18 protein-coding genes and 1 pseudogene are annotated in these 18,920 nt (G+C 54.1%); 3 read left to right on the forward strand and 16 right to left on the reverse strand.

The window, feature by feature from the left end; translation table 11 throughout:
• Positions 1 to 2: 2 nt before the first annotated feature.
• Positions 3 to 1,013, reverse strand: a complete 1,011-nt coding sequence (gene spoVAD, locus F556_RS0104395) for a stage V sporulation protein AD (protein ID WP_020615688.1) — start codon at positions 1,011 to 1,013, stop codon at positions 3 to 5.
• 1 nt (position 1,014) lies between these two features.
• A complete protein-coding gene (spoVAC, locus tag F556_RS0104400) occupies positions 1,015 to 1,500 on the reverse strand; it encodes a stage V sporulation protein AC (protein WP_020615689.1) in 486 nt (161 codons plus the stop codon).
• Positions 1,501 to 1,674: 174 nt separating this feature from the next.
• Between spoVAC and nagZ the strand changes: the two genes are divergently transcribed.
• On the forward strand, positions 1,675 to 2,925 hold the full coding sequence (nagZ, locus tag F556_RS0104405; protein ID WP_020615690.1) for a beta-N-acetylhexosaminidase: 1,251 nt from the start codon (positions 1,675 to 1,677) through the stop codon (positions 2,923 to 2,925).
• 79 nt (positions 2,926 to 3,004) lie between these two features.
• Here the strand turns inward: nagZ and F556_RS0104410 are convergent, their stop codons facing one another.
• From F556_RS0104410 to F556_RS0104450, 9 genes are all read right to left on the reverse strand, one after another.
• Entirely contained in the window at positions 3,005 to 4,033 is a 1,029-nt protein-coding gene (locus F556_RS0104410; RefSeq protein WP_020615691.1) for an ABC transporter substrate-binding protein, read from the reverse strand.
• Between the two features lie 29 nt (positions 4,034 to 4,062).
• Positions 4,063 to 5,079 (reverse strand): FecCD family ABC transporter permease, encoded by a 1,017-nt coding sequence (locus F556_RS0104415; protein WP_020615692.1) that lies wholly within the window; start codon positions 5,077 to 5,079, stop codon positions 4,063 to 4,065.
• A complete protein-coding gene (locus F556_RS0104420; protein ID WP_020615693.1) occupies positions 5,076 to 6,104 on the reverse strand; it encodes a FecCD family ABC transporter permease in 1,029 nt (342 codons plus the stop codon). The genes F556_RS0104415 and F556_RS0104420 overlap by 4 nt, the downstream gene beginning before the upstream one ends.
• A 117-nt stretch (positions 6,105 to 6,221) precedes the next feature.
• A complete protein-coding gene (locus F556_RS0104425; protein ID WP_020615694.1) occupies positions 6,222 to 7,082 on the reverse strand; it encodes a sugar phosphate isomerase/epimerase family protein in 861 nt (286 codons plus the stop codon).
• Positions 7,079 to 8,086 (reverse strand): DUF6005 family protein, encoded by a 1,008-nt coding sequence (locus tag F556_RS0104430; protein WP_020615695.1) that lies wholly within the window; start codon positions 8,084 to 8,086, stop codon positions 7,079 to 7,081. Before F556_RS0104430 ends, F556_RS0104425 begins: the two co-directional genes overlap by 4 nt.
• On the reverse strand, positions 8,083 to 8,367 hold the full coding sequence (locus F556_RS0104435; protein ID WP_020615696.1) for a phosphopantetheine-binding protein: 285 nt from the start codon (positions 8,365 to 8,367) through the stop codon (positions 8,083 to 8,085). Before F556_RS0104435 ends, F556_RS0104430 begins: the two co-directional genes overlap by 4 nt.
• The gene (locus F556_RS0104440) at positions 8,364 to 9,596 is read right to left on the reverse strand and encodes an AMP-binding protein (protein ID WP_020615697.1); all 1,233 of its coding nucleotides are present in this window, start codon (positions 9,594 to 9,596) and stop codon (positions 8,364 to 8,366) included. Before F556_RS0104440 ends, F556_RS0104435 begins: the two co-directional genes overlap by 4 nt.
• Entirely contained in the window at positions 9,590 to 11,488 is a 1,899-nt protein-coding gene (locus tag F556_RS33215; protein ID WP_020615698.1) for an IucA/IucC family protein, read from the reverse strand. Before F556_RS33215 ends, F556_RS0104440 begins: the two co-directional genes overlap by 7 nt.
• Positions 11,485 to 13,326: an IucA/IucC family protein gene (locus F556_RS0104450; protein WP_020615699.1), complete on the reverse strand. Its 1,842-nt coding sequence runs from the start codon at positions 13,324 to 13,326 to the stop codon at positions 11,485 to 11,487. The genes F556_RS33215 and F556_RS0104450 overlap by 4 nt, the downstream gene beginning before the upstream one ends.
• Positions 13,327 to 13,602: 276 nt before the next feature.
• Between F556_RS0104450 and F556_RS33220 the strand changes: the two genes are divergently transcribed.
• Positions 13,603 to 15,213 carry a helix-turn-helix domain-containing protein gene (locus tag F556_RS33220; protein ID WP_020615701.1) on the forward strand — a complete coding sequence of 537 codons (1,611 nt, stop codon included), beginning with the start codon at positions 13,603 to 13,605 and terminating at the stop codon, positions 15,211 to 15,213.
• 88 nt (positions 15,214 to 15,301) lie between these two features.
• Here F556_RS33220 and F556_RS0104465 read toward each other — a convergent pair whose 3' ends face one another.
• Positions 15,302 to 15,865, reverse strand: coding sequence for a nitroreductase family protein (locus tag F556_RS0104465; RefSeq protein WP_020615702.1), 564 nt, complete (start codon positions 15,863 to 15,865; stop codon positions 15,302 to 15,304).
• Positions 15,866 to 15,975: 110 nt separating this feature from the next.
• Positions 15,976 to 16,977 carry a DUF4097 family beta strand repeat-containing protein gene (locus F556_RS0104470; RefSeq protein WP_020615703.1) on the reverse strand — a complete coding sequence of 334 codons (1,002 nt, stop codon included), beginning with the start codon at positions 16,975 to 16,977 and terminating at the stop codon, positions 15,976 to 15,978.
• Between the two features lie 211 nt (positions 16,978 to 17,188).
• Between F556_RS0104470 and F556_RS0104475 the strand changes: the two genes are divergently transcribed.
• Positions 17,189 to 17,527, forward strand: a complete 339-nt coding sequence (locus F556_RS0104475; RefSeq protein ID WP_020615704.1) for a DUF1904 family protein — start codon at positions 17,189 to 17,191, stop codon at positions 17,525 to 17,527.
• A 367-nt stretch (positions 17,528 to 17,894) separates the two neighbouring features.
• Here the strand turns inward: F556_RS0104475 and F556_RS37000 are convergent, their stop codons facing one another.
• The 3 genes and pseudogenes from F556_RS37000 to F556_RS0104495 form a co-directional block, all read right to left on the reverse strand.
• Positions 17,895 to 18,143: a hypothetical protein gene (locus F556_RS37000; protein ID WP_245583011.1), complete on the reverse strand. Its 249-nt coding sequence runs from the start codon at positions 18,141 to 18,143 to the stop codon at positions 17,895 to 17,897.
• Between the two features lie 113 nt (positions 18,144 to 18,256).
• The gene (locus F556_RS38270) at positions 18,257 to 18,433 is read right to left on the reverse strand and encodes a hypothetical protein (RefSeq protein ID WP_020615707.1); all 177 of its coding nucleotides are present in this window, start codon (positions 18,431 to 18,433) and stop codon (positions 18,257 to 18,259) included.
• A 110-nt stretch (positions 18,434 to 18,543) separates the two neighbouring features.
• Positions 18,544 to 18,918 (reverse strand): annotated as a pseudogene (locus tag F556_RS0104495) (sigma-70 family RNA polymerase sigma factor); the annotation flags it as partial.
• Positions 18,919 to 18,920 lie beyond the last annotated feature (2 nt).

The raw sequence follows: 18,920 nt of genomic DNA on the forward strand, positions 1-18,920 counted from the left end.
CTTCATCCCTTTCCTTCGATCGATACTGCGTGTGCGATACAGGGGATGGTTTCCCCTTGCTGATAGGACAACGGCGATAACAACGCGCCGGTTGCAACGACAAGCACCCGTCGCAGCTCGCCTGCCGCCAGCCGTTTGAGAAGATGACCATAGGTTACGACAGCAGAGCACCCACAGCCGCTCCCGCCAGCTTGTACCTTCTGCTTGGCTACATCAAAAATCATAAGGCCGCAGTCGTTAAAGACGGTCTTCTCCATCGGAATGCCGCTGCGCGCCAGCAAGTCCTTGGCGATTGGATGTCCCACTCCTGCGAGATCGCCGGTTACAATTAAATCGTAGTCGGCTGGGGTACGGCCAGTGTCATTGAAATGCTGGGTAAGCGTGTCTACTGCAGCAGGCGCCATAGCCGCCCCCATGTTGAAGGGATCTGTTACACCAAGATCGATAATCTTGCCAATTGTTGCTGACGTGATGACCGGTCCGTCTCCTTGCTCGGAGACAATGGCCGCACCCGCCCCTGTTACGGTGTATTGAGCGGTCGGCGGCTTCTGCGAACCATACTCCGTCGGGAAACGGAATTGTTTCTCCACAGTACAATTATGACTGCAGGTGCCTGCCAGCACATGATGTGCCGAGCCCGAATTCACCAGCTGCGCAGCTAGCGCCAGAGTTTCCATAGACGTCGAGCAGGCACCGAATACACCCAGATAAGGCACTCCCAGATCACGAGCGGCAAAGCTGCTGCTGATAATCTGGTTCATAAGATCGCCGCCGACATAAAACTGCAGATCATCCTTCTGCAGCCCTGAGCTCTGGATGGCAAAATCCGATGCCTGCTCCATAATTAATCGTTCGGCTTTTTCCCAGCTCTTCTGCTGCATATCCAACTCCGGATGCACAAGATCAAAATCAGCAGCAAGTGGACCCTCTCCTTCATCCGGACCGACAACCGTACCAACTCCGGTGATGACCGGCCGATTTTCGAACCACCATGTATGTTTGCCCTTCAGCATCTTATTGCCCCCCGGTTCCCAGAATCAGATGCACGATGCCAACGAAAAACGCCGCAACGGTACCAAATACGATAACCGAACCAGCCAGCTTGAACATGTTGCCGCCGACGCCCAGCACCAGACCTTCGCTGCGGTACTCCAGCGCTGCAGAGCACATGGAGTTGGCAAAGCCGGTTACAGGAACGGCAGAACCTGCTCCCGCCCACTGCGCCAACTTGTCATACACGCCGAGACTGGTGAGAATAACTGCGATAAGTATCAGGGTGGCTACGGTCGGATTACTTGCTTGGGTTTCTGTCATTTTAAGATAAGTCATATACAGATTTTGGATCAGCTGCCCGAAGGTACAGATAGCTCCGCCTACGAGAAAAGCCTTCACACAATTGGTGCCGATGGAGCGCGATGGCTCCCGCACTTGGGCAAAGGACTTGTACTCTTTGGCCGACATCGACATGGGCTTGAACTGCTGGCGTTCCTTGCTGGACATGAGGCTTCCTCCCGTCTGGATTCGTCTCTCTTCATTATGGATGTTTGCCGCCAAAGTTATGCTCACCTTTGCAGTATAGGTCCGCTATAACGATTTTGATTCCCACCTTAAGTCATGTATAGTGATAGGAAACAATGGAGATCATTCACGGCAATACGAAAGGAGTATGCTCTTATGACAACTAAAGCCTGGTCATGCCTCCTCGCTCTCTGTCTCCTGCTTGCCAGCGGCTGTGGTACAAACACGGGAAATCAACCGGTACCTGCGCCCAACCAGACAGAACCTGAACCAGTGCCAGCCCCGGCTCCTGGACCTGAAGAAGCTCCCGAGGATCCCGTCACGGCTCAATTAAACGCGATGTCGCTGGAGGAAAAGCTTGGCCAGTTAGTCATATTTGGCTTGGAAGGAACATCACTGCAGCAGGAAACAAGAGAAATGATGGATCGCTATAAGGTGGGCGGTTTCATTTTTTATCAGGATAATATTGAGGATATGGCCCAGACAGCAAGTCTGGTTAATGAGCTGAAAGAGGCGAATCGCGAACAATCCGTACCGTTATTCCTCGGTATCGATCAGGAGGGCGGGCGTGTTGACCGAATGCCTGCAGACGTCACAAGCGTCCCCAGCCCGCGCATGGTTGCGGAGCAAGATGATAAACGCTACTCCTATGCCAGCGGGCTTGCCTTGGGAACGCAGGTTAGAGCGCTTGGATTAAATCTCGACTTTGCTCCTGTCCTGGATGTGAACAGTAATCCCAACAATCCAGTGATTGGGGACAGGGCTTATGGGGACGTGCCTGAGCAAGTCATTCGTCATGGTCTGGAGGCCATGGAAGGCATTCGTTCTGCCCGTGTCATCCCTGTCGTCAAGCACTTTCCGGGTCATGGGGATACAGACGTCGATTCACATCTGGACTTGCCTGTCATCCACAAGTCTCAAGAAGAGCTGAAGAAATTTGAGCTCAAGCCATTTGAAGCAGCAGTTGAATCGCAGGCAGATGCAGTAATGGTAGCTCATCTGTTGATTCCTGACCTTGATGAGACGTACCCTGCATCCCTATCCCGTGCAATTATTAACGACCTGCTGCGTGAAGAGATGGGGTATGAGGGGGTCATCATGACCGATGACCTGACCATGAAGGGCATCACCAAGCACCGTACGGTAGGAGAAGCGGCGGTCCTCTCCTTGCAGGCAGGTAGTGACATCGTCCTCATCGGTCATCACCATGGCCAGCAAGCGGAGGTCATGGAGGCCTTGAAAGCAAGTCTGGATAATGGTCAACTTTCCCTTTCCGAGATTGACGCCAAAGCTGCTAGAGTGCTGCGGTTGAAGCAGGCTTTCCAGCTGACGGATGATCCCGTGGAGGCTATTGCGCCGAAGGCACTCAACGAACAGATCGAGACGATTTTGTCAGACGAGCGCTAATTATTTTTGGTGAAAACAAATAAAAAGGTGCCGCCGTCACAGTTCAATGACGTCGGCACCTTTTTCTACTCTGATTATGTTATAAAGCTTCCATCTTCTCAACAATTTGGTCGATCAGCAGATTGGCCGACATGATACCGCCCGAGAGATTCCAGATCACTTCATCGACCTGGAACGCCGTATCGTTCTTCCCTACATTGAGATTGGCGAACAACGGATCAGCCATCCAAGCCTGCTGATTTTTGGTACCACCCTTCTCCTCATCGTAGTCCGCATTAAAGAAGAACATGACGTCACCATCCAGCGCCTCAATCCGTTCCTTCTCGATGACTTCCATGAAATTATCCACATCTTGCGATTCCGGACGGGCAACTCCAAGGTCGCTCAGGATTGTACCGGCAAAAGTATCCTTTTGGTAGATACGCACCGTTTCTGGCAGGAAGCGCACAAGTGAGACTTTCAACTGAGTCTTGTCCCCAAGAGCTGCTGTGGCTTCTTCGATATGGGCATCGTAATCCGCCATGGCTTGCTCCCCTTCGGCTTGTTTGTTGACGGCCTCCGAGTAGAGGGCAAAATTAACCTTCCATTGGCCCGCCAAATCAGCGGACAGGACCGTAGGCGCAATTTCCTTGAGCTGCGAGTAGATTTCCTCATGACGGATTTTGTTGCCGATGATAAGATCCGGCTGCAGGCTCAGAATGAGTTCGAGGTTCGGCTGCGACTCGTCGCCCAGCTCCGTGACGCCTTCCATCTGATCGGCAATATGCGGGAACCAGCCATCGCCCAGCCCAGAGTTGACTGCACCTACTGGAGTAACCCCCAGCTCCAGCAAGGCCTCCGTCCCCTCTTGTGTCAGCACGACTACACGTTCGGGGGTGCCTGTGAGCTCTGTCGTTTCCATCGCGTGTTCAACCTGACGCGTCTGGTCTTGGGTTTCTTCTGCAGGCGGATCAGCAGGTTGCTCCGCGCCAGCCTCTGCATTGGTAGCAGCCGCCGGCTCCTCGGCCGGTGTATTGTTGCCGCCGCCACAGGCGGACAGGACTAAGAGCATTGCCAGCAGCAGCAGGGCCGCCGACCAGAGTGAAGACGTGCGTGTAGAAGCTTTCATGAGTTTCATTCTCTCCCTTATTTTGATCTCTAACGAAAATTACGACTTCTATACAACAAGTAAAAGAAAAACGGTGCCCCTATCGCAGCAGTAAATATCCCTGCAGGCAAATCGTAAGGCATAAAAGCCAGTCTGCCGATCATATCCGCTCCCACCATCAGCGAGGCGCCAATGAGAGCCGACATGGGGATAATCCATTGGTAGCGCACGCCGACCAGACTCCGGGCGATATGCGGCGCCATCAGACCAATAAATCCGACTGCCCCAGCCATCCCTACTGCCGCACCTGCCAGCAAGACACTAATGAGCAGGACGAAGAGACGGCTGCGGTTAACCGGGTCTCCCAGTCCGGAAGCGACGGGATCACCCAAGGCCAAAACATTGAGCTTGCGCGCAGTGAGCCAGGCGAGTGGCAGACACACAGCCACCCACGGCAGCAGCACATAAACCTCAACCCAAGAGGCGCCATACACGGTGCCGGTCAGCCAATTGAGTACCTGCGATGCCTTGAAGGACGAGCCACTAATCAGCAGGAACGTAGTCAGTGCAGACATCGCTGTCGATATGCCAACCCCAATCAGAATCAGCCGATGCGGCGAGGAGCCTCCCCGCCACCCTAAAATGTAGATCAGCGCAGCCGTCACGAAGGCACCGCTGATTGCTGCAACAGGCAGCCAATGAATGCTAAAGGCACCTCCGGTCAAGGTCAAAAACGCTACTGCAGCCGCTGATGCGCCGCCCCCTACACCCATAATGTCCGGCGAGGCTAACGGGTTGCGAAAGACCCCTTGCATTAGTGCGCCAGCGACGCCAAGCCCTCCTCCAACCAAAATCGCCACAAGTGTCCGCGGCAATCGCAGCCTGTGAACCAGCATGTGGCTCTGCGGATCACCGCCTCCGAAAAATGCGGCCACGACCTCGAAGATCGGCAAAGACAGAGCTCCGTAAGCAATACTGAGGACGGTTAGAATCCACAGGACAGCTATTGCTGCAATTAGCAGTAAGGTGTTCTTGGCGACAGCTTGTTTTTTGCCGTCTTGCTTCATTCGCTTCGCCTCCGTGCCAGATAGATCAGGAAGGGTACGCCAAGCAAGGCGGTGGTCACACCAACCGGCACAGAGCGCGGCATGAGCAGGAACCGCGAGGCCGTATCCGCAGCAACCAGCAGCGTAGCGCCTGAAAGGGCGCAGAACGGCAAGAGCCAAAAGTGATTGTTGCCAATCAGATAGCGGCATATATGTGGCACCATGAGACCCACAAAGGCGATCGGTCCCGCCAGTGCTACCGACCCTCCCGCCAGCAGCACGATGGCGATGAGTGTGAGGCCCTTGGCTGCAAATGCCCACTGTCCGAGACCTTTGGCTACATCATCGTCCATGGCCATGATATTGAGCGACCGGCCTAGCAACATGGCCATGCACCATCCGATAGCCAAATAGGGTAGCAGCTCCAGCAGACTGTCCAGCTTGCGTCCAGTCACTGAACCGACCATCCAGAACAGGAGTTCATCCAGCGAAGCGTTATTCAGAAGCATCAGCCCCGAAGTAATGGATGAACCAAAGGCTGCAAATGCAGTGCCTGCGAGCGTCATCCTCACAGGTCTGAACCCGCCTCTTCCGGCAGCCCCCAGTAAAATGACAAGCAAACTGCTGACTGCGGCCCCTGCAAATGCCACCCAGATCATGCCGGCCAAATCCAAATCCCAACTGGTCATTGTGACAACAACGACGATGAATAGCACGGCCCCCGCGTTAACTCCCAGTACCGATGGCGAAGCCAGCGGATTGCGGGTCAGCACTTGCATCATCGCCCCAGCGATCGCCAGACTGGCACCTACAGCAGCACCAATCAGCACCGCCGGGATGCGAACGGTACGAATGATCAAGTGCTCATTGGTACCGTCAAACCGGTACAGCGCGTCTTGCAGCTGCGCCAGGCTGAAGGTGTGATAGCCGTACAGGACTCCCGCCAGCATGACAACCAGCAGGATAATACCTGCCCCTGCCAGCGCAAATCCTTTAGCCACGGGATGTTTGATCAAACTGTTCACGTCGGTTGTGCTTCCCCCCATATTGCAACGTCTCTCTTTAGATCAATGAGAACAATTATCATTATAAGCGACCACTATAACTATGCCTATGGATGCCATTGCCCCCTTTGCATGGATGTTATTGCACAGCGCAATGGATTAGCTGCCACTTGCAGCAAGGGTTCCATGCTGCCGTGCACGCAGCCATGCAATATCTCTGGATAAGCGGCCGGTTGGATCAGGTCCGAACCACTCTACCGCGCCATAAATGGGCAAGGGGGCAAGCTCCGCGAGCAGAGATCGATAATCTATGGCACCTTCTGACAATCCACGCATGCCCTTGCGATTGCCGCTGGCGGCGTAGACCTGCTCTGGCGCAAAGACGCCGACATGATCCAGATGATCAATATTTTTCAAATGCAGACTGCGCGTCCAAGTCTCTAACTGGAGCCATCCCTCAAGGGGCGCCGTTCCCGTCTCCCATAAGTGCAGGACATCCAGATTTAACCCCAATACACCAGGACATGCACTTGCGGCTTGACGCATTATCTTAACCGTCACTTCCAGATGATCGAGCAGGGTGCCGGGGTGCGTCTCCATCAGCAGTTCTATCCCCGACTCGCGACAGCTCTGCCCTAGTGACAAGGCATGCTCGATAATGGCTTCACGCTCTCCATGCGTCAGGTCTCTGCTCGCCCGGTTGCCGGCAAAAATCCGGATACGTCGGGCGCCGAACCAGCGAGCACGTTCGATCTGACGGAGGCAGTGCTCCCGACTCGCCGCCCGATCGGCCTGAGGTGATATATCAATATAATCGCTGATCATGGAGATCTCCCTTCCAGTCGCGCGCAGATAGCGTAGATCCTCTGCCGCTTGCCGGCGGTCCAGATCATATAACTGGGATGCGTGCGCCCCCCACAGCTCGATGCCCTCATAGTCCAACCGATCAGCGAGTTCGATCAGTGTTCGAAATGACGTCAGCTGATGCCGGTAAGAGATGGTGCACAGCGCATGCCTCATCCCGTTCGACCTCCCTCCGCAACCGCTTCGGCCTGTGCCGATGCCGGCTGAGTAACGACTTTACGCCACGCTTGATATTGCCGTTGAATTTCTTGCTTTATCTCCCGCTCAATGGCATCCACTTCATCCAGATTGTCATACAGCACGGGTAGCAAGGCGCGGTTTCCTGTCATTGCGAGTTTCACGGACATGTAATGGGCCGTCGAATACCCTTGTGCCAAGTCTTCGATCTGGTTCGCCCAGCGGAGAAAATGGTCGCGGGAATATCCGAGCGTATCCTGAAAATACATCAATGCGTATTCATAGCCGTATTTGCGAACTGCCAGCACCTTGAGCTGCTTGAGTTGCTCCAGGAGGGAGCCTAGGCCAGCCCCTTGCTCGTCTGCATCCGCCTTACGGATAATCACTCTTACTTGCTCGGTGAGCGGATTGTAGTCTAGCTGGAAGGTATCAGCAAACCAACGGTCCACCATGCTCAGATCAGGCGAGGTAATCTGGTCCGCGTCAATCAGGTAGCCCGCTCCGTCCTCCAATCCGGCGATTGCCGCCAGCACATCGCTTTTGTCCGCCTCACCCTCCCAGCGGAAATCCGGATCAAAGACAAACCAGCGATTCTCGTCCGCCGTTTTAGACACCATCAGATAGTGCGGAAACGGACTCAGATTGGCTTTCGTTTCACGGCCTGGCAGCAGACACATATCCAACATGACCAAAACATAACGGTGCTCCGGCTTGTCCTCAAGCAAGCTTAGCAAGGTAGCCATATTGGTCTCTTTGGTGGCTTGTTTGTCATACCAGTTGCGGACCTTCAGTCCGAACATCCTCTCATATTGATCAAGCAGCGGCTGATGAGTAAGAGCCTCGTCATGATAAGCCAGTCCTCCGGCCTTCGAAATGGCAAAGGGAGTATCCCAGACGCCAAAATAAAACGGCCGATGATCGACTTCACTGCGTCGTTTAATAATTTCGCATAGACAGCTCATCAGACAATGGATTTTTATCATGCCTGCCGCACCTCCCCTTGCACCGCAGCGGGCGACAACGTCAACATAAAATCGAGCAAAGCGCCAATGGTGACATAGGCTTTGGGATTCACTTCATGCTCCGGAATATCAAGCTTCATCTCCAGCTCGATCCAGACAATCAGCTGCATCAGCATGATTGAATCCACGCCCAGATCCTCATGAAGTCGGTGTCCGTCCTCCAACGTTTCCGGTAATTGATTCAGCTGCAGCTGGTCGGTCATAACTCCGCGAAGCTGCGTGCGATATGCTTCTCTCTTCATCCTTGCTCCTCCTCTGTTAATCGATGGCGGCTGATTTTACCAGATGGCAACCGCGGAATGCGCTCAACCAGACGAATTTGTGCGGGGACCTGATACCCGGGGAGCCGCGTGCGGCAAGCGGCCTGTATAACCTGCTCCGTCAGTGGCTCCCGGCCCACAACCAACGCATGCACTCGTTCTCCCATGACGGGATGCCGCCCCCGATACACAACAGCCTCGGCCACACCCGGAATATCCAACAGCACATGTTCTACTGCGGAAGGCAACACTTTGCGCCCGGACACATTGATCAGATCGTCAGTTCTTGCCATTACAACCAGCTTGCCCCCCGCTTGGATGCTGCCGAGGTCGCCTGTCGCGATCCGACGATCCGTCGGTCGATGATGCACTATAATTTCTTGCGGCTGTGACAGGCTTGCCCCGGCTGACAATTGATGCGTATCAAGGGGCAGGCCGACGTCCTGTACCTCTTCGGCTTCGGTGCTGAGCGAGATGCAGCCCAGCTCCGAGCAACCATACTGCTGCATCAGCCGCCGGGACGAGCGCTGCAACCGTTCGAAGAGAGGCGGCGTCAGCGGGGCCCCGGAATTCATCAGGGTATGGAAAACCGGCTGCCCGCCTGCCAACGCGTCCAAAACATGCAGGAGAATGGGCACACCATAGACGAGATGCTCCGGGTGCTCTCGCAGCATGGCCAGCATCCGCTTGGGATTGCGGCTGTCTTCAATCTGTGCGGTCACTCCCCGCCGCTGCGCCGACATCACGCCGCAGATTAAACCGTAGCTATGCGAGACCGGTGCCAGAATAACTGGCGTGAGTTGCTCAATTCCTAGTCCCTGCTGCAATGCCCGGTTATAGGCATCACATTCTGTCTCAATTGATGACCAGCTCCTGCCGATAACCCGGGCAGGTCCCGTGGTGCCGGAGCTCAGCTGCAGTAGCCCGGGCTCTCTTGCGGCCGCAGGAGCAGGCAGATCCAGGACGCGCTCCGGCGAGCCGAATAACAAGACATGACAATCAGCTTCAATGGCACGTTCTACAGCTTCGTCGATCGTCGTTGTTTCCTGCAATAGCAGGACGGAAGCCCCCTCTTCCTTCAGATAAAGGGCCAGCGCCGCAGTCTCATGCCCGGAGTTCATACAGACCCCAAATGTTTTGCCAGTTGGCCTTATCAGATGAGGAAGCCGGCGAAATGCGCTCCACCGCTCTGATAACGTGTGGCTTAACATAAATTCCCTCCTGTCGTTATCTCTTGTTTTCTCCCACGCAGCGCCACTGCCAGCGGATTAGCTGCCGTGTGGGTATAGGTTGCATTGACATCCGGATATAGCCTGCCTCTGGTGAGAGATTCCACCTCGCAGAGCGGTACGTACAAGTCAAATTGTTGATATCGCTGCTCCAGCTCGGGATGTCTATCGCGGTGAGCCTCCAGTTCATCCACTACAATTGCCCAGCAGCGGCTCTCAGACAAGTCATAGTGCCGATCGAGTACCCAGGTAATCTCACCCAAGTTAAACAACAATAACGCGTCCATGAGCGTATCTCTTACCGTCTCCTCCGAGCTTTGCTCGAATAGCGCATCAACAGGAGCCAGTGTGAAGTTCTCGTGAATGGCAGCGAAATTCGGACAAGCCTCTGGGGCCGCTAACGCCGATTTGCAATAATAGTACCCCTCATGAAAATCCTTCAGCGCCGCTCGTGCAGGTAGACCATCCCGGTGAATCAGAATCATATTCTGACCATGTGACTCCAGCGCAACGCCATGGGCTATTAGCAGATGAGCTACGGGAAGCACTGTCCGGCGGACCAGCTCGCGCCACCATGCCTCTGCCCCCAACCGCTGAATCCAAGGATCAATATAGGCCACCCCTTGTTTATCCACATAGCATAATGAGTTGAAAGGAACGGCAGACTCCTCCGGCAGGAGTCGGAGCTCCAAATTGTCCCGCCACAGGCAAGCCAGCACGCCATAGATTTGTGGCTCAACACAGGGATCAGCTGGCGGCGGATCAAAGACCACGCCAGCGAATTCATGAAGCAGCACCAGTTTTGCTTCATCCCGCAAATAGGCATCTCCGTCAACCATCGACTGCAGCCACCCGGAGACAGCTGGCGCACTGGCCACCGAATGGGGCGACAGGTAGCGGGAGGCGGAGGTGTTAATCAGGCTCATGGCCAATTTGACATTGGGAGCTCCCTGCCGCTCTTGGTTGTGCAGTGTCCGGATGGACTGCAAAGGCTGGTACAGCTCGCCAGCCAAACCAAGGACGATGACCTCTCCAGCATGAATATACGGCGCCATCGCATGGGCCAGCTGATGCTGCCACTGCCAAGGATGAACGGGGAGAAGCTTATACTGCCGGGAATCTCTCCCTTGGGTTCGAATCATTTGCGCGAACCGTTCGACGGCTTCCTCGCCCAGTTCTTCAATCAGGAGCTCAGGAAAACTCCAGCCCTCGGCGATTGCGCTGTAGGTCCACTGCTCCGATACGGCCAGCCACAGCAACTGAAGCGCGGGTGCAAACTCCGGACCATAGGCCTGATTGTCTCGATAATCGAAGCCGATGCGGGATTTGTAGGATGGATGATAACGATGCCCGTCAGGAAGTGCAGCTTCCAGCTCATAATAAGTTAATTCTTGCAGCGTCTGTGGCGTATCTCCGGCGTGAAATACCGACAGTGTATCCTTGAGCAGCGTCTCTTCCAGTTCACGGATAAACACAGCCAGATGCGCTGGTTTCACTTCCGAATTCCGAAACAGTTCCGTCATCAGTAAAGCAAGCGAATCTGCGGGCCGCCTGCCCTGTTCATCTGAGCGGATGATCAGATGATTCAACCGGACGCGCCCGAAGCTGGCTGTAATGCGTCCTTGACACCGATAATTCACCCTCTTGCCATTGTTCTGGGTGCCCCGGAGTACAAAAACTCGCGTTGCCGCTTGATCCGGATTGCCTGTATGTCCGGTTTCCTCCATGGGTGCCGCAATGTCACAGGGCACAAGCTGCTCATAGATCAAGGACTCCAGTAATTGTCTCATGATGCGCTGCCTGCAATCTGTGTAAGCTCTGGATCGCAGTGCAGCTTGGACATGAAGGGCCTCTTGCTCCCATACCGTACTCATCGTCCACCTCCAGCCGCAGTTGCCAGGGCCGACTCGCTGCTGCGCTCCGGAGACAAACGGCGAGCGGAGCGGTTCATGAGGGGATTGGGAATGGAAACATAGACGGATTGATGCTCCAGTGGAAGCTCCAGTTCATCCATATCATGCAGACGGGTTAGCAAATTAGCCTTGCATGGCAAATGCTCCGCGCTCAAGAGACGCTGCAGAAAACGAGACGGCTGCCGGTCCATCGGCACAAACGCCGCCAATTCCCTGCGCAGCTCCAGTAGAAGCAGACGTTCATCGATCAGTCCCGAGCCGCCGAAGCCGCTGATCAGACCAAAGTGATGATTGACCATCAAGTAATAAATCAGATGCTCGTCCGTAACGGCATCCTCATATACATCCCCGCTCTCCGTCCCAATGCCGGGAAGCTCTTGCTCTAGCGACTCCTTCATTGAATGGCAAAAATAATAGCCTTGATTATCCCGGAAATATAGCTTGTTAGGGTACCCGCCGCTCATGTGGAGCACACAATTTTGCTGATGCGCCTCTAGCGCGATGCCATGCTTCAAGTAAAGCCACACGAAGGGCCGCAAGCCGATTTGCAAGTACCGGCGAAACCAGTCGATGCTCACTTCCGCTACAGGACGCCCCTCACGTTCTGCAATCGAGTAGATGATGTGTGCCAGATGGGAATCACCGCCAGGCAACGGGTCCTGCACCAACGCTGCAATCAGTGCGCAGTCCTGTTCTCCGCCACCCCGGAACGGATTGTCACGCAGCACCACCTCAAATCCGGAATCCGTAGCTTCCCCACCCAGACGAAGCGTCAGATAGGCGGGATCCCGAATAATCTGAAATCCCTTGAATCGCCGGATATCCTCTCCAATCCGTGTGGTCAGCAGACGGCTTATCTCCACCCCGCTTGCCAGCTCCTTGCGTCTCATGACACGCAGTGAATTTGTCAATTTCACACGAACCGAGAATTTCAGCATGTAGGGACTTCCCGGATGGTAGACAGTTCTCAGCGACGATGTTGCTGTGTAATGGCGCCCCTGTTCCCCTGCATAGTGCAGCTTGCCGCTTGCCAGATGCCGCTTGACCTCGGGTTGTTCCAGCAGCCAGGCCGCCTGGAGGGGATGTACAGGAATCGGTGTGTAAGCTGTATGAGTATTGTGTTGCACAAGGTCCGCTTCTTGCAGCTGGTTGAGCAGCAGCTCACGCACCAGCTCCGAAGCTGTGGCTGACTCTGCCGACTCCTCTTCCACCAAAGAGGGATGAGCCATGAAATAGTGAAGCTGGAACTGTCCTCCCAATTCAGGACAATAGCTCTCAGCCTCCCGGTCCGTCATCCCTTGTCTGCTCTTGGGTGTAGGGTGAAACTGATGACCGGTAAATAGAGACTGTTCGGCGGCGATATACCCTGCTCCCGGCTCCGCCAGTTGGCCTTCCATTCGGCAAGCCACATATTGCGCGGTGCACCGGCAGCTCTCGATCAGACGCAGCAATAACTCCCCTGATGGGACCGGCACCCCGTTCGATAATGCTAGCTCCTTAAAAAGCAACGCCCCGATTGTCACGTAATCTCCTGCTATTGGCTCCTGCTGCAACGAAGTACGATAGTAAACCGGGTGCTTAAAATGATGGCGTCCTGTCCGGGAGTAATAGTCCACACCGAGCAGCAGCTGCACACCTTGGTTACTCAGCTCGCACAGGTAGACACCTGCCTTGCCAGGGCACCATTCGGACGGAGCCTTGGCAGCTAGGATCCACTCCCCCTGCCCCGTTTCACGCAAATAACAATTCAACACCTGTTGCAGAGCCGCTTGCTCTGCAATGGCTTCTGCCGTTATCATCAAACCCCTCCTCGCTTCCATGTTATGGGTCGGTTTCCACCTCAATATAGCGACTATAGTCAGTTCCTGGGAATGCACCGCATTGTCCGGTTCCAATGGACGACATTGTCTCTGCTGTGTTCGTGCCGATGACATGAATCGCTGGGATCCCAGCTATAGCAACGGACAAAAGAGTTTGCTTTTGTACAGATAGTTTGGATATAATAATGATAATCATTCTCATGATAATTTTCTCATTAAGCATACTTCTATTAATCCAGTAAAGGATGTTAGCTCATGAGCCACGTGATCCAGCGATCTACATATGCATTAGCCGATCTTCACAAGCATCATTACACCCGCAGCGAGGCCATGCGACCCTTTCGTACCAGCGGCTATGCCCTGATCTTTCTCTATGAAGGAAGTGCAAAACTATCGATTCATCACCGGCGGCATGCGCTGCGTCCCGGCAGCTGCTGCTTGCTCGCGCCCGGCACATGGGTTAAATGCGAAGCAGGCCGCAGCGGCGCTGCTCTCTATCTCCTGACATACGACTCCCTGAATGCTGCGGCTGACGCAGGTCTGGCTGGTTCAGAGCTGCCACCGCATGATGAAGCTGTTCATATGCTCACCCACACGCCGGCTATGATTACCTTGCTGACGCAAATCGAGCAGCTCGCCCATCAAACAGACGATGCCTCCTACTTCCGTCGCCAGGCTTTATTCTATGAACTGCTGCATCTCATCAGTCTCGTACAGAGCTCTGAAGACAAGCCAGCTCATGACGCCATTCAAATGACCGTGCATTACATGGACAGTCATTACATGAATGATCTCCAAGTCGGCAAGCTTCCCGAGATGGCCAACCTGACCCCAAGCGCATACTGCCGGGCGTTCAAGAAATCCGTCGGCGTCTCGCCGGGTACGTATCTGACGCAGCTGAGAATCCGCAAGGCCAAGGAGCTTCTACGCGTAACGGGACGCTCCACACTGAAGGATATTGCCCAGAGTGTGGGGTTTAATGATGAGCTCTATTTCAGTCGTGTATTCAAAAAATCCGAGGGTGTTTCGCCGACGGTGTATGCCTCCTCCCGTTCCACCCGCGTAGCCGTCGTCAGCCATTTGTTCCTGCAGGATCACCTGCTATCGCTTGGCATCCAGCCGGTGGCTGCGCCAGCATTTCCCAGTGTGTATGCTGGGTCAAGCGGCTTCCCCCGTTATCTGCAACAGCAGCTGCAAGGGACGCGCCCACTTAATGCCGAATCGCAGATCGTACTGGGCGAAGTCCAGGAGCTTGAACCGGATATGATCATTAAGATGGCCTTCCAGGGTAACCCCAGCGACAGCAGCTGGCAGCGCGCCGAGAACGCCATCTGCCTCGAAGGCTTCCCCGAATGGTATAACTATGTCGAGGCACTCGGCTCTCTGCTGAGCAAGGAGTCTCAGGCCGAGGCTGTAATCCGCCGGGTCGAGCAGATCGAGAGCGTCTATCGGAGCAAGCTACAGCCTGTAACAGCCGCCGTTGGCGAGTTGCTCATCGTGCGTGCGCTACCGGGTGACTTTCGAATCTATGGGGCTCATAGTCATGCACTTAGCGGACTTATTTATCGGGTGTTTGGCTTTGAGGCCGATCCGCGGGCCTCTCACGCGTTTTATAAGCGAGATACCTGGGAGACCTTGCTGCAATGGGACCCAGCCAGCATTTTATTTGTCTGGAGCGATCCTCAGGAGTTGGCCCGGCTCCGTCAACTGCCATCCTGGCGTGAGCTGCGCGCGGTCCGAGAGGGACGCGTCTATTGTCCGGATACCAGGGAATGGGACCCCTGGGGACCTTCCGGACGCGAGTATACTATCTATGACGGGGCCCGTTACTTTCAGCAGGCGGTGCCGCAACGGCTGGTTCTATAGTCCGTCCAGGATAGCAAAAAAACCGTCCGATGCGGCCAAGACAGACGCTCTTGGTCGCATACGGACGGTTTTATGTTGATTCCTTCGCTTATCGGTCGATCAGCGTAATCCGTTCGCTGGCAGGAATTCGCGGCGCCGCATGTGGGATTCCTGCGGGATAGCCGACATGCAGGTTTCCTACTGCTCGCTCGCCTGGCTGGATGCCGACGGCCTCACGGAACACCTGCTCATTGAGCCAGGGATACGTCTCCCAGACCATGCCAATGCCTTGTTCCCAAGCCAGCAAGCTCAAGTTATGAATGACAATCGCCGTTGACGCGTAATCCTCCTCCCGCACCTGCAGGTAAGGATTCTCCTTCATGACGATGGTAACAATCATCGGATTGCTCATAATTTTTTTATAATACTTCTCGCCGGTTGCCTGCTTCTTCTGCGGATCCCACTCCCAGCGCTCATTCATTGTCCTGCAGGCCTCAGCGATCGCCTTGCGCCCGTCTCCACAGCTAATGATAAACCGCCAAGGCTGCGTCAACCGATGGTTAGGCGCCCACACGGCAGTATCCAACAGCTCCATAATAAGCTCAGCTGGCACTTCGCGGTCCTGGAACCTGTGCACGCTGCGGCGTTCCCGAATCAATTGCTTCAAATCCATAGGGTGCAAACCTCCATCCTCATAGTCCTCCTACACTATAGCCGAAGCTTGCGGCCAAGACTATGGACGGCATTGACCGATTGGGATGGATAATTCACCACCTGCCTAACTTAATCCAAGGTAAAGCTGCCGGAGCCCGTTCGTACCTCAAGCAGCACATCGCCGTTGCCAAAAGCTCCACGAATCCGCTTGCGGTCATCACCGTCCTGGACAAAGCTGTCCCAATGGATGCGTCCACGGCCGGAGCCACCGTCATAACGAACCTCGAGCGATTGAGGCTCGTGGGCCAGTTCAACCGTAACACTGCCACTGCCCGTCTCAAGCTTCGTGTCTTGGATCAGTTCATCCACTTCCATCTCAATGCTGCCGCTGCCTGCCCGGCCATTGACCTGGGCTGTTCCATCCTGCAGCTCGATACTGCCGCTGCCGCTATCTACAGTCAGCTGCCGCAGCTCATAATTTTCTACCTGGATGCTGCCGCTGCCGGTGCGGAGAGACACATCACCACCGTATATCCCATCCAGCTCGATGGAGCCACTACCTGTCTTCGCGATCAATTTCTCTGCCTGGATTTGATAACCTTCCACATCTCCTGAGCCGGCTTCCAGATCTCCTGTATCTGCCTGAATGTTGTCCAGCTCTATATCCCCACTGCCCGTGTTCAGTCGCAGCAGGCTGGCTGACACCTCTGATGCGTTCAGGTCGCCGCTGCCCGCAGAAGCCGCGAGCTCCTGCCACTGCCGCCGGGGCACTTCAACTGTAAGGTTCAGATTGGTGAACGAGAACCCAAAGCCGCTCTGCTGCTGCACCTGAACCTCGATGGCGCCGCCGCGCTCGCGCAGCGTCACATCCGGGCTGCTGGTTCCAACAGCGAATCCCCGCTGACGTCCGTACAGATGGACTCGGACTTCCTCTCCATCCACGGGAATCAGCTCAATGTCTGCAGATCCGGCATTGATTCGCAGCCGCTCTGCCTCCGCAGCATTTTGGCTTTTGCTAATATCTACTGCCGATCCCAGCCCAAGTCCATCGAGCGGGCCGCCACCCCTCACCATCGAAAACAAAATTACGACGCCTACTACAACGAGTACGATGCCCATTAACCGCTTCATTGCGCAACCTCCCTGAGTCGTTCTTCCTAATGTTGCTATTATACCAGCGTATCATTCCTGGAAACTACCGTCGCTCGGATGAAAAGTTCCCCCGACTCAGGTCCAGGTCCTGAAGGGTGGAAGGCTAACCATCTTCGCGATAGGAATTATTGCCTCTGGCATGATATAGTAGTCCATATGATTATCTCGTTTGGAGAGGAGGCATGCCAGTATGCCGCATCTTGTCGTTCGTGGCGTTTCTGCTGAAGCGCTGCGCTCAGTAGCCCCTGCATTAGTTCAGCAACTGGCCAAGCTGTGTGAGTGCGGGACCGACAACTTTACAGTAAACGGGCTGCATACAACTGCCGCTTGGGGTGGAGCACCCGACGATCCGCCCTTCGCTTTTGTCGAGGTCGGCTGGTTTGAAAGAGGTAACGAAATCCGTGATCGCTTCGCTCGCCTCGTTACCGAAAGTTTAATGCCTTTGGGCCTTGCCGAGGTCGAGGTTGTTTTTGTGACCTATCGCGAAGAGGCCTATTACATTAATGGTTCTGCTGTAAGTGAGCTTTGATCCCCCTTTCAGCAAGTGCTACAGCAGCTGGAGAGCCTGATTTGGGCACTAAGCCATTCTCACGATGTCCGTTAGAATTGCAAATGGGACGTTTCAGGCCTAATAGGTGCTGTGGCGACCGTTACAGAAAAAATGTATCCTGGGTGATGCGCGATAGCCGATACAGCATGAATCGACACTCTCCTCACAAGCGTTAGCTCATCAACCTGGGGAAGCCTTTATCCTTCTTACCTTCAAAAAAAGCTGTACCCTCCTGATTAGTTGAGGGTACAGCCTTTTTTTGCTTAACGCTTCGCCTTATAAAACTCATGGTACCAATGGTGCCGGTAGAAATGAGGTCCTCCAGATCTTAATCGGTTAGAGCCGTTTAACTATTTCTCCCTACGAGCGCTCGCTCAATCATTTTCACCCATTCTGGTAATTCTGCCGTGTGGTGCTTTATTTGAGTCCAATCAGCTTCCAGCATAATTTCGCCACCAGCACCACTATTATCAATAATAATTAAATGACTAATGAGCTCCAAATGGTTAATTAAATTGTTAATAGAAGTTTGTTGTCGACGGAGTATGTCTACTGTCTCGATATGATGACCACCATTTCGAACACGTGCTGCCACGCGCTCAATATTAAGCGAACATCACCAAGGCCTACATAGAACATAATGATCTCAAAACCATTCGCTTTCGCCTCGCGCATTTGACGGATTACATTACCGCCTGCGAGTGTTTTTTATTCATTTGGAAAGTTTAGATCGTTCATTCTAACGACTTCACCATTGCTGTATTCTTTTACAAATGCACCATCCCTGGTTTTATAAACAATGTATGTGTCATTTGCCTTTGCGTCTATTTTTGCACGGTCTCCCGTGAGTCTAATTAGCTTGCCTAAGTCTTTTGTGCGATTCATTCCAACCCAGCCTCCAATGCTAAGCATTTATTCGAATTATACCATAGCAGTGAATACGCCTGCAGACTGAAAAAGCCGGCATAGCCGGCTCTTCTTAGAAAATAAAGTCTTCACCGCTTCGCCTTATAAAACTCATGGTACAGCTTCATCAGCGCCCGCTTCTCGATCCGCGACACATAGCTGCGGCTGATACCCAGCTCCTTCGCAATTTCCCGCTGCGTCCGTTCGTCACCGCCGTGTACCAGACCGAAGCGGCCGATGACGACTTCCTTCTCCCGGTCATCCAATATATCGAGGTTTTTGTAGATTTTGCTTTTCTCGATCTTGAGCTGCACTTTGTCCGCTACTTCATCCGATTCCGTTCCGAGGATGTCAATCAAAGTAATTTCGTTGCCCTCTTTGTCCGTACCAATTGGGTCATGAAGAGAGACATCCTTGCGCGTCTTCTTCAAGCTGCGAAGATGCATCAGGATTTCCTCTTCAATGT

It is taken from the genome of Paenibacillus daejeonensis DSM 15491 (assembly GCF_000378385.1).
Classification (GTDB): domain Bacteria; phylum Bacillota; class Bacilli; order Paenibacillales; family Paenibacillaceae; genus Paenibacillus_D; species Paenibacillus_D daejeonensis.

Excerpts from the sequence above, each read along its gene's own strand:
- spoVAD (WP_020615688.1), bottom strand. The coding sequence starts at position 1,013 with ATGCTGAAGGGCAAACATACATGGTGGTTCGAAAATCGGCCGGTCATC.
- spoVAC (WP_020615689.1), bottom strand. The coding sequence starts at position 1,500 with ATGTCCAGCAAGGAACGCCAGCAGTTCAAGCCCATGTCGATGTCGGCC.
- nagZ (WP_020615690.1), top strand. The coding sequence starts at position 1,675 with ATGACAACTAAAGCCTGGTCATGCCTCCTCGCTCTCTGTCTCCTGCTT.
- F556_RS0104410 (WP_020615691.1), bottom strand. The coding sequence starts at position 4,033 with ATGAAAGCTTCTACACGCACGTCTTCACTCTGGTCGGCGGCCCTGCTG.
- F556_RS0104415 (WP_020615692.1), bottom strand. The coding sequence starts at position 5,079 with ATGAAGCAAGACGGCAAAAAACAAGCTGTCGCCAAGAACACCTTACTG.
- F556_RS0104420 (WP_020615693.1), bottom strand. The coding sequence starts at position 6,104 with ATGGGGGGAAGCACAACCGACGTGAACAGTTTGATCAAACATCCCGTG.
- F556_RS0104425 (WP_020615694.1), bottom strand. The coding sequence starts at position 7,082 with ATGAGGCATGCGCTGTGCACCATCTCTTACCGGCATCAGCTGACGTCA.
- F556_RS0104430 (WP_020615695.1), bottom strand. The coding sequence starts at position 8,086 with ATGATAAAAATCCATTGTCTGATGAGCTGTCTATGCGAAATTATTAAA.
- F556_RS0104435 (WP_020615696.1), bottom strand. The coding sequence starts at position 8,367 with ATGAAGAGAGAAGCATATCGCACGCAGCTTCGCGGAGTTATGACCGAC.
- F556_RS0104440 (WP_020615697.1), bottom strand. The coding sequence starts at position 9,596 with ATGTTAAGCCACACGTTATCAGAGCGGTGGAGCGCATTTCGCCGGCTT.
- F556_RS33215 (WP_020615698.1), bottom strand. The coding sequence starts at position 11,488 with ATGAGTACGGTATGGGAGCAAGAGGCCCTTCATGTCCAAGCTGCACTG.
- F556_RS0104450 (WP_020615699.1), bottom strand. The coding sequence starts at position 13,326 with ATGATAACGGCAGAAGCCATTGCAGAGCAAGCGGCTCTGCAACAGGTG.
- F556_RS33220 (WP_020615701.1), top strand. The coding sequence starts at position 13,603 with ATGAGCCACGTGATCCAGCGATCTACATATGCATTAGCCGATCTTCAC.
- F556_RS0104465 (WP_020615702.1), bottom strand. The coding sequence starts at position 15,865 with ATGGATTTGAAGCAATTGATTCGGGAACGCCGCAGCGTGCACAGGTTC.
- F556_RS0104470 (WP_020615703.1), bottom strand. The coding sequence starts at position 16,977 with ATGAAGCGGTTAATGGGCATCGTACTCGTTGTAGTAGGCGTCGTAATT.
- F556_RS0104475 (WP_020615704.1), top strand. The coding sequence starts at position 17,189 with ATGCCGCATCTTGTCGTTCGTGGCGTTTCTGCTGAAGCGCTGCGCTCA.
- F556_RS38270 (WP_020615707.1), bottom strand. The coding sequence starts at position 18,433 with ATGAATCGCACAAAAGACTTAGGCAAGCTAATTAGACTCACGGGAGAC.